This is a genomic window from Streptomyces synnematoformans (assembly GCF_039531005.1).
Lineage (GTDB): Bacteria > Actinomycetota > Actinomycetes > Streptomycetales > Streptomycetaceae > Streptomyces > Streptomyces synnematoformans.
Genome location: NZ_BAAAPF010000755.1, coordinates 1 through 653, shown reverse-complemented (window position 1 = coordinate 653; position 653 = coordinate 1). Strand labels below are relative to the sequence as shown.

The following is a 653-nucleotide window of genomic DNA, read 5'->3' as shown; positions in this document are numbered from 1 at the left end:
GGTGCGTCGTCGGGCCGTGCGTCCTCCGGCCGCCGCACGCCCTCGGCGGCCTCCGCGGCCTCCGCGGCCTCCGCGGCGGGAGCCGATTCCGTCGTCATCCCCGTGGTCCCCGTCATCCCCGCCCCCTCAGGCGATCTCGAAGCGGTAGTCGGACGCGCCGCGCCGCTCGTGGCCCAGCATCATGATCAGCAACGGCATCTCGTCCGTCTCCCCCAGCTCGAACCGCTCCCGGTACGCGATGTTGTCGAAGCCCAGCGCCACCCCGCAGCCGACGTCGAGCGCCGCCGCGGCGGTGTACGTGGCCTGGGCGACGCCGCCGATCAGCGCGTTGACCAGGCGGTAGCCGCGGTCGCCGACCGCGTCCAGCACGCTGTGCGTGCGGACGGTCGGCACGACGACCGCGGCGGCCTGCTCCAGGTTGTAGTTCGCGAGGAAGTAGTTCTCCTGGAGGAAAGCGCCCGGCGGCTCCCCCGAGACCCGGCGCAGTGCGCCGGGCTCGCCGCCGGGCAGGTATTCGTACGTGCCCGGGGCCACCCCGGCCACGTGGTTCACCAGCGCGTACAGCTTCACCAGACCGTCCGCGCCGGCCGCCGCCGCGTCCCCGCCGAGCCGCTCGCCGCCCGCGGCGGCGGCCATGAAGCCCGTCAGGTGCC

Annotated in this window: 1 protein-coding gene; it reads right to left on the bottom strand. The window is 75.0% G+C overall.

Features of this window, described 5'->3' with window-relative positions; all coding sequences use genetic code 11:
• Positions 1-126: 126 nt before the first annotated feature.
• The coding region (locus tag ABD317_RS37525) for a nitroreductase family protein (RefSeq protein WP_344296625.1) at positions 127-653 on the bottom strand (527 nt) is incomplete at its 5' end.